Raw genomic sequence first — 9565 nt, forward strand, 5'->3', positions numbered from 1 at the left:
CACTAACTTAATGACATTGAGCTATTGCTGTGCTTTTTTTATAAAAGTAATTATGTTATAATGAACTTGAAAATAAAAGTGTATTGAAGAAACTATTGAGACAACTATATTTATAGTTATCATAGCTTAATTTATTTCTGAATTTTGAAAAAATAATATAAATAAATATAATACTTGGGAGGTTAATTTATGAAAACTGATATTGAAATTGCTCAAAGTTCAAAGATGATACCGATTTTAGAGGTAGGAAAAACCTTAGGCTTAACTGAAAATGATTTAGATCTTTATGGAAAGTATAAAGCAAAGATATCCTTAGATGTTCTTGCAAATAGAAAAGATAAGGATGATGGGAAACTTATATTAGTTACAGCAATTAATCCAACTCCAGCAGGAGAAGGAAAATCTACAGTAACTATAGGACTTGGTCAAGCACTTTGCAGTTTAGGCCAAAATGCTGTTATAGCATTAAGAGAACCTTCATTAGGGCCAGTTTTTGGAGTTAAGGGAGGTGCTGCGGGTGGCGGATACGCTCAAGTAGTACCAATGGAAGATATAAATCTTCATTTCACAGGAGATATGCATGCTATTACAACAACAAACAACTTGTTATCAGCAGCTATAGATAATCATATTCATCAAGGAAATGAACTTCGAATAGATTCAAGAAGAATCATATTTAAAAGGGTTTTAGATATGAATGATAGAGCTCTTAGAGATATAGTAGTTGGTATGGGTGGTAAGCCAAATGGATTTTTAAGGGAAGATGGATTTACAATTACTGTTGCGTCTGAAATAATGGCAATATTATGTTTGTCTAACAATCTTATGGATCTTAAAGAGAGATTTGGGAAAATACTTGTGGCATATAATCTTGATGGAAACCCAATATATTGTAAGGACTTAAAAGTTCACGGTGCAATGGCTATGCTAATGAAGGATGCTATAAAACCTAATCTAGTACAAACATTAGATAATACGCCAGCAATAATTCATGGAGGACCGTTTGCAAATATTGCTCATGGTTGTAACAGTATACTTGCAACTAAAATGGCATTAAAGCTAGGTGATTATGCTATTACTGAAGCAGGATTTGGTGCAGATTTAGGAGCAGAGAAATTCTTTGATATTAAATGTAGATATGGAAGATTAAAACCAAACTGCGTAGTTATAGTTGCAACAATTCGTGCATTAAAACATCATGGTGGAGTTAAAAAAGATGAATTAAATATTCCAAATGTAGAAGCATTATCTAGAGGTGTTGTGAATCTAGAGAAACAAATAGAAAACATACAAAAATTTAATGTTCCAGTAGNNAAATTCATATCAGATAGTGATGAAGAAGTTAAGTTCATAGAAGAGTTCTGTAAAGCTAAGGGTGTAGAAGTATCGTTGACCGAAGTTTGGGAAAAAGGAGCAGAAGGTGGAAAAGACTTAGCTAATAAAGTTATTTCAACTATTGAAAATAAAGAAAGTAAGTTCCGAGTTTTATATAATGAAGAACTAGATATTAAAGAAAAAATAAAAGTTATTGCAAGGGAAATCTATGGAGCAGATGATGTTGAGTTTACAACATCGGCTAAAAAACAGATTAGCGAAATCGAAAAATTAGGACTTCATAAAGTGCCTATCTGCGTAGCTAAAACTCAAAATTCTCTTTCTGACAATCCTACTTTATTAGGAAGACCATCAGGATTTAATATATCTGTAAAAGAAGTTAAATTATCAAATGGAGCAGGTTTTATAGTTGTTTTAACAGGAGCTATAATGACTATGCCAGGACTTCCAAAGGTTCCTGCTGCAAATAAAATAGATATTCATGAAGATGGAACTATAGAAGGTCTATTCTAAATTCTTTAAATTTAAATTAGATTATATATTAATTAACTTAACAATTAATCAGATATAATTAAAATTTATTTACTAATCCTATAAAAATCATAGGATTAGTTTTTTTTTATAAATTTTAATAGAGAGGAATTAAAATTTATTTAAACAGAATACTATAACTAAGATTATCTAAATTGTAGAAATTTTTAAATAAGAAATTCACAGAAAAATGAATTAAAACTTGCAATGAATATATACAAATGGTGTTAAATGTGTTATTATTATATACGGTAAAGTTAATATGTCAGGAGGCAGTAAAATGAATAAACTTGAAGTGTTTAATTCGCTTAAAGAGACATCACATTTAGGTGGCGGAGATAGTCAATTGAAAATGCAACACAACCTAAATAAACTTACAGCGAGAGAAAGAGTTCTTANNACATTATTAGATGAAGGAACATTTGTAGAAATTGGTGCTCTTGTTTCAGACAATGGAGCCGGTGTAATTACTGGTCATGGAACTGTAAATGGTAAACTAGTATTTATATATAGTTGTGACTATACAGTTGAAGGTGGAACTTTTACAAAAGCTATGGGAAGAAAAATAATAAATATTCTTGATAATGCTGCTAAAATAGGTGCTCCTGTAGTTCAAGTTATTGATTCCATAGGTGGAAAATTAAATGAAGGAATAGAATTACTTGGTTCCTATGGATTAGTTTTAAATAAGTATGCTAAGTTAAGCGGTGTAGTTCCAAGAATATCAATTATATGTGGTCCTTGTAATGGGATAACATCATTAATTGGTACAATGAGTGATGTAGTGGTTGCTGTAGATGAAATAAGCGATTTAAGTGTATCTTCTTTAAGTAAGCTTACTGAAAAAGAAGGTAAATATGTGGATAAATCAATGGTGAGCAGTGGAGTAAGTGCTAATAAAAATAGTAATGCACACATAAATACTGCTACTGAAGAAGAAGCATTCCAAGTTGTGAAAAATATAATTTCTTATATGCCATCAAATAATTTAGAATTACCTGCTATTAGTGATGAAGATTTAAATTTAAATTTAAGTAAGCTAAATCTTGATGAAATGGTTGAAAAGGACAATTATTCCTTAGATGAAATATTAAATACTATAACTGATGTAGATAGTATTATAGAGATATATAGAGGATTTGCTACAAACTTTAGAACTGTACTGGGGAAAATCAACGGTTTGACAGTTGGAATTATATTAAACTCTAATAATAAAGAAATTGATAATTTAGGAGTAAATAAGGTTGCAAGTTTTGTGAAATTATGTGACAGTTTCAACGTATCAATTTTAAGCTTAGTAGATACTAAAGGAGCATCAGTTTCTTTAGAAGAAGAAAATAATGGACTTGCTAAAAATATAGGAAAGCTTATGTATTCGTTAATTGATGCTTCAGTTCCAAAGGTTTCTTTAATTATTGGAGAAGCATATGGTCTTGGATATGAAGTATTAGCTTCAAGAGAATCAGCTTTTGATATTACAATGGCTTGGCCAACAGCAAAAGTATGTTTAACAAATCCAGAAGAATATATAAAAGGATTACACAAAGATGAGATATTTAGTTCAGAGGATCATAAACAAGGGGAAAAAGATGTAATTGCTAAATATTATGATGAAGTAACAAGTCCATATAATTTAGCTAAAATGGGAATTATAGATGATGTAATAAAACCAAGCGAAAGCAAGCAAAGGATATTTGCTATGCTAGATATGTTACAAAGTAAAAGAGAATTAAAATATCCTAAAACACATGGTAGTACACTAGTTTAGGAGGAGTAAAATATGAAAGAAACATTATTCAGAAACTTCACTCTAGATAATTTATCCTTTGCATTAGGTGTAGCTGCCATTGCTATGATAATAGTGTTTGGAGTATTAATAGCACTTATGCTAATAATTAAGTTACAGAGCTTTTTATTAGGACGAGATTATAAAAAGAAATCCAATACTAATGATGAGCCTAAGGAAGAATCAATTACGGTAAGTGAAGTTGATAACACTGTGCAAGCAGTAGATATTAATAAAGAATATGAGTTAGTGGCAGCTATAATGGCATCACTATCTGCTCATACTGGTAAACCACTAGATGAGCTAAATATAAAGAGTATAAAAAGGATTAATAATAATTCAAGTTGGAGAAGTGCTTCTATTAAATAGAAGCATTGTTAGGAGGATATTTCATATGAAAAAGTACAATGTTACAGTTAATGGAAATTTATATCAAGTAGAAGTAGAAGAGGTAAAGGGTGAATTTGCTACACCAGTAGCACCAATAGCACCAGCACAACCAGTACAACCAACACAACCAGTAGCTCCAGCGGTAGCATCAACTCCAGCACAATTTCCAGCTGCATCACCAGTAGCATCAACAGCAGATGGTGCAAAGGTAGAAGCGCCAATGCCAGGAACAATAGTTAAGGTGATTGCAACTAAAGGTGCAACAGTTAAACAAGGAGAAGTTCTCTTTGTGCTTGAAGCTATGAAGATGGAGAATGAAATAATGGCTCCAGCAGATGGAACTGTAGTAGAGATAAATGTAACACAAGGAGCCGCAGTTAATACTGGAGATATATTAGCTGTTATTGGATAATAGGAGGTCAACTTAAATGAACGTTTTTGAAGTAATTAAGGATTTGTTTGCCTCTTCTGGATTTGCAGCATTAACATGGCAGCAAGCAGTGATGATAGGAGTATCTTTAGTTTTCGTGTGGTTAGCAATTGGTAAAAAATTTGAACCTCTTTTGTTATTACCTATAGCCTTTGGTATGTTACTTACTAACATACCATTAGGTAATATTATGGCCGAGCCTGTAGGTAAGGAAGTAGGAGGATTGTTATATTACTTATCAAAAGGAGTTAAGTTGGAGATATTCCCTCCACTTATATTCTTAGGGGTAGGAGCAATGACAGATTTTGGTCCATTACTTGCTAATCCATCTAGTGTACTTATGGGAGCGGGGGCGCAATTTGGTATTTTCTTTGCTTTTGGAATAGCTATTCTTTTTGGATTCACACCACAAGAAGCTGCATCTATAGGAATTATAGGAGGAGCAGATGGTCCTACAGCTATATTCTTAACTAATAAGCTAGCAGGACATTTACTAGGACCCATTGCAGTGGCAGCATATTCATATATGGCACTAGTGCCACTTATACAACCACCAATAATGAAGGCTCTTACAACTAAAGAAGAGCGTAGAATAAAAATGGGACAACTTAGACAAGTTAAGCAAATAGAAAAGATTGTATTTCCTATAGTTGTAACTATAGTGGTAACTTTATTATTACCATCCTTATTGCCATTAATAGGAATGTTAATGCTTGGCAACTTATTTAAAGAGTCTGGTGTAGTTGGAAGACTTTCAGATACTGCACAAAATGCCCTAGTAAATATAGTTACTATATTTCTTGGACTTTCTGTTGGAGCAACTGCAACAGCAGAGGCCTTTATAAATCCTAAAACCATAGGAATAGTTATAATTGGAGTTGTTTCCTTTGCTATAGCTACAGCAGGAGGAGTACTTGTAGGTAAAATCATGTGTAAATTAACTAAAGGCAAGATAAACCCATTAATTGGATCTGCTGGAGTATCAGCAGTACCTATGGCAGCTAGAGTTTCTCAAGTTGTAGGTCAAAAGGAAGACCCTACTAACTTCTTACTTATGAATGCTATGGGAGCAAATGTATCTGGAGTTATAGGAAGTGCAGTTGCAGCGGGTGTATTATTAACCTTGTTCGGAGTTTAATATTAAGTTAAATTGTAAATAGTTTATAAAAAAGGTATATACTTTTTAAATAAAGGTATATACCCTTTTTTATTTGATAATAATAAAAAAAAGGAGGCGATTATTATGAAGGATATAACGATTCAATCTCTAATTAAAAAAGAAAATGAGATTATTAAAAGTTATAAAAGTTATCTGACAAACATACCTGTTCAAGAAATTGACAACAAGGCACAGGATTCTATTGTAAGACATAATAATCATGTAGAGACTTTAAAAAATATTATAGGGAGGTAGGGGCCGATGTTCAATGGTAAGGAAAAAGAAAAAAATATTAGAAGAAATTACATAAATAAAAAAGAGGAAAATTTAAAAAAATTATATCTGAATATTATGAATAATTCCAATGATGGAACATTAAAAGGAGAATTATATAAGATTTTTAAAGATGAGTTGGATATAATAAATAGTAATAATCTAATATAAAACATAATAGAGTAGTCTACAGTGGTATTACATAAAATTCATTAACACATTAAGTAGTATTAACTTAAAAAAGTTAATTAAGTTATATAGTTAAAGTGTTAAATGTGTTATAATAATTAGGAACATTTAAAAAGCAGCTTAAAAGCTGCTTTTAATTATATAGAGGTGACATGATTATGATATTCGTATTAGACGTAGGAAATACTAATATAGTATTAGGTATTTATAAGAATGAGGAATTAATAGTTGAGTGGAGATTATCTACAGATAATAGAAAAACTTCTGATGAATATATGATAGAAGTAGCACAGCTTTTTGCTTACAACAAGCTAGAGGTTAGTGATATATCAGGAGTTATTATTTCATCAGTAGTTCCCAATATAATGTATTCCCTAGAACATATGGTTAGAAAGTTTTTTAACAAAAAACCTCTAGTAGTAGGTCCGGGAATAAAAACTGGAATAAATATAAAATATGATAATCCTAAAGAAGTAGGAGCAGATAGAATAGTTAATGCAGTAGCAGCTCATGAAATGTATAAAAAACCATTAGTTATTATAGATTTTGGTACTGCCACTACTTTTTGTGCAGTAGCTACTAATGGAGATTACATAGGTGGAACTATATCGCCAGGTATAAAAATATCCTCAGATGCTTTATTCCAAAGAGCTGCTAAACTTCCAAGAGTAGAGCTTATAAAACCGGAAACAGTTATTTGTAAAAATACAGTAGCTAGTATGCAAGCAGGTATTGTATATGGTTATATAGGTCAAGTTGATTTTATCGTAAGTAAAATTAAAGAAGAAATGATAGCATTAGGTGAGGAAAATCCTATGGTAATAGCTACAGGAGGTCTTGCTAATCTTATAGCTGAGGGATCAAAATCTATAAATAAAGTTGAACCATTCTTAACTTTAGAAGGACTTAGGATTATATACGAGAAGAACAGAGAATAGGTGATAGAATGAAAATTTCAAATATAAGCTTCAAAAATCCTGTATTTTTAGCTCCTATGGCAGGAGTTACTGATATAGCTTATAGAGGCATATGTAAAGAAATGGGATGTGGACTAGTTTATACAGAAATGGTTAGTGCAAAAGGGTTATATTATAATAGTAAAAATACCGGAACTCTTATGAGAATAAGTGATGAAGAGAAGCCGGTTGCATTACAGATATTTGGAAGTGAGCCAAAGATAATGGCATTTGCTTGTGAGTCTATTCAAGGTATGGATGGAGTTGCTATTATAGATGTAAACATGGGATGTCCAGTACCGAAAATAGTTAAAAACGGAGAAGGTTCTGCTTTGATGAAAAATCCTAAGCTTGCTGGCGAAATTGTTAAAGAAATGAAGAAGTCTACAGATAAGCCTATTACAGTAAAGTTTAGAAAGGGTTTTGATTCAAATAACATAAATGCTGTGGAGTTTGCTAAGTATTTAGAAGATGCAGGAGTAGATGCTATAACGGTGCATGGAAGAACTAGAGAACAAATGTATGAAGGTAAGGCAGATTGGGATATAGTAAAGCAAGTAAAGGAAGCTGTTTCTATACCTGTCATTGGAAATGGTGATATTTTCGAGGTAGAAGATGCTATAAATATGAGGAAACAAACTAATTGTGATGGTATAATGGTAGCGAGAGGTGCTATGGGAAATCCTTGGATATTTAAAGAGATAAAACAAGGAATTGATGGCAATGATATAGTAAGGCCTACTGATGTAGAAAGAATAGATATGTGCATAACTCATTTGAATAGAGCTGTAAAATTCTTTGATGAAAATAAGGCTGTAAGAGAAATGAGAAAACATATAGCATGGTATATTAAGGGATTAAGAAATTGTACCGAAATTAAAGATAAAATCAACTCTGCTATATCCTATGATGAAATGTATGGTTTATTAGAAAAATATAAATTGAATTATGAAAAGTGGTATTTTTAATATAAATATACCTTTATTGACAAGGAATTGTAGCTGTTTTATAATTAATCAAAGATTATAGAGACTATATATGATACAATTGAGTATTTATAATGATATAGAATTATTTAGTAAGATTGAAGGGGAGAGAAAAATGAGCGAAGCTAAAAAATACGTGATGACTTACGAAGGAATAAAGAAGCTTGAAGATGAGCTAGAGTACTTAAAAACTGTTAAAAGAAAGGAAATAACGGAAAAGATAAAGGTTGCTTTAGGATATGGAGATTTAAGTGAAAATTCAGAGTATGACGAAGCAAAGAATGAGCAAGCATTTGTAGAAGGAAGAATTATTCAACTTGAAAATATGCTAAGAAATGCATCTGTGGTAGATGAAAGTGAAATTCCCAAGGATATAGTTAGTATTGGCACAAGTGTAAAAGTGTTTGATTATGAATTTGATGAAGAAATAGAGTTTTATCTTGTTGGATCTGCTGAAGTAGACCCTTATGAAAATAAAATTTCAGATGAGTCCCCTGTTGGAAATGCTCTTATGGGGAAAAGACCAGGGGATATTGTAGAAGTATCAACTCCAGATGGAATTAACAAGTATAAAGTGTTGGAAATTAATAGATAATCATAAATGAGAAACTAGGAGGAATGGTCTATGGCTACAGAAGTTAACAATGATAATTCACAAGAAATTGTAGTAGATAATGAACAATTACAAGCTCAAGAAGCTGAATATAATGAACAAGTAATGATAAGAAGACAAAAACTAGCTGATCTTCAAGCACAAGGAAAAGACCCTTTTGACGTATATAAAGTTGAAAGAACTCATGAGGCTAAAGAAATAAAGGATAACTATGAAGAACTTCAGGAAACAGAAGTTACAATTGCAGGAAGACTTATGTCTAAAAGAATTCAAGGAAAAGCTGGATTCTGCGATATTCATGATAGATCTGGTAAAATGCAAGTATATATAAGACTTGATAGGGTTGGAGAAGAACAGTTTAAAGATGCAAAAACTTTTGATATAGGTGATTTTTTAGAAGTTACAGGTATACCATTTGTAACAAAGACAGGTGAAACTTCTGTTAAAGCTAGCAAAGTGACTTTAATTTCTAAATCATTAAAACCACTTCCAGAAAAATGGCATGGTCTTAAAAATCCAGATTTAAAATATAGACAAAGAGAAGTAGACCTAGTAATGAATAAAGATGTAAGGGATACTTTTATTAATAGAATAAAAATTATAAAAGCTGTAAGAGAATTCTTAGATAATAGAGGATACTTAGAAGTGGAGACTCCTATTTTATCTCCTATAGCTGGAGGAGCAGCTGCAAGACCATTTGTAACTCATCATAATACCTTAGATATAGATATGTATTTAAGAATTGCTACCGAGTTATACTTGAAAAGATGTATAGTTGGTGGACTTGAAAAAGTATATGATATGGGTAAAAACTTCAGAAATGAAGGGATGAGTATAAGACACAATCCGGAATTTACAATGATAGAATTATATGAAGCTTATGCTGATTATAACGATATGATGAAAATAACAGAAGG

Annotated in this window: 11 protein-coding genes; all 11 read left to right on the forward strand. The window is 31.5% G+C overall.

Annotated features, from left to right (window positions below; all coding sequences use genetic code 11):
- The first annotated feature begins 189 nt into the window (after positions 1 to 189).
- Complete coding sequence (locus tag B2671_RS16520; RefSeq protein ID WP_346871387.1) at positions 190 to 1848, forward strand: formate--tetrahydrofolate ligase; 1659 nt, start codon at positions 190 to 192, stop codon at positions 1846 to 1848.
- Between the two features lie 370 nt (positions 1849 to 2218).
- Positions 2219 to 3634 carry a carboxyl transferase domain-containing protein gene (locus B2671_RS16525; protein WP_422653250.1) on the forward strand — a complete coding sequence of 472 codons (1416 nt, stop codon included), beginning with the start codon at positions 2219 to 2221 and terminating at the stop codon, positions 3632 to 3634.
- 12 nt (positions 3635 to 3646) lie between these two features.
- Positions 3647 to 4021: an OadG family transporter subunit gene (locus tag B2671_RS16530; protein ID WP_150841662.1), complete on the forward strand. Its 375-nt coding sequence runs from the start codon at positions 3647 to 3649 to the stop codon at positions 4019 to 4021.
- Positions 4022 to 4046: 25 nt separating this feature from the next.
- Positions 4047 to 4454, forward strand: a complete 408-nt coding sequence (locus B2671_RS16535; RefSeq protein ID WP_346871389.1) for a biotin/lipoyl-containing protein — start codon at positions 4047 to 4049, stop codon at positions 4452 to 4454.
- 16 nt (positions 4455 to 4470) lie between these two features.
- Positions 4471 to 5610 (forward strand): sodium ion-translocating decarboxylase subunit beta, encoded by a 1140-nt coding sequence (locus tag B2671_RS16540; protein ID WP_346871390.1) that lies wholly within the window; start codon positions 4471 to 4473, stop codon positions 5608 to 5610.
- A gap of 105 nt (positions 5611 to 5715) precedes the next feature.
- Positions 5716 to 5886 (forward strand): hypothetical protein, encoded by a 171-nt coding sequence (locus tag B2671_RS16545; protein ID WP_346871391.1) that lies wholly within the window; start codon positions 5716 to 5718, stop codon positions 5884 to 5886.
- 6 nt (positions 5887 to 5892) lie between these two features.
- Complete coding sequence (locus B2671_RS16550) at positions 5893 to 6075, forward strand: hypothetical protein (RefSeq protein ID WP_346871392.1); 183 nt, start codon at positions 5893 to 5895, stop codon at positions 6073 to 6075.
- Positions 6076 to 6251: 176 nt separating this feature from the next.
- Complete coding sequence (locus B2671_RS16555; protein ID WP_346871393.1) at positions 6252 to 7031, forward strand: type III pantothenate kinase; 780 nt, start codon at positions 6252 to 6254, stop codon at positions 7029 to 7031.
- A gap of 8 nt (positions 7032 to 7039) precedes the next feature.
- A complete protein-coding gene (gene dusB, locus B2671_RS16560; protein ID WP_346871394.1) occupies positions 7040 to 8017 on the forward strand; it encodes a tRNA dihydrouridine synthase DusB in 978 nt (325 codons plus the stop codon).
- Between the two features lie 133 nt (positions 8018 to 8150).
- Positions 8151 to 8630 (forward strand): transcription elongation factor GreA, encoded by a 480-nt coding sequence (gene greA / locus B2671_RS16565; RefSeq protein ID WP_346871395.1) that lies wholly within the window; start codon positions 8151 to 8153, stop codon positions 8628 to 8630.
- A 123-nt stretch (positions 8631 to 8753) separates the two neighbouring features.
- Positions 8754 to 9565 (forward strand): lysine--tRNA ligase (locus tag B2671_RS16570; protein ID WP_346871397.1); only part of this gene is annotated, 812 nt, incomplete at its 3' end.

Source organism: Clostridium sp. UBA5119 (genome assembly GCF_002414285.1).
Lineage (GTDB): Bacteria > Bacillota > Clostridia > Clostridiales > Clostridiaceae > Clostridium_J > Clostridium_J sulfidigenes.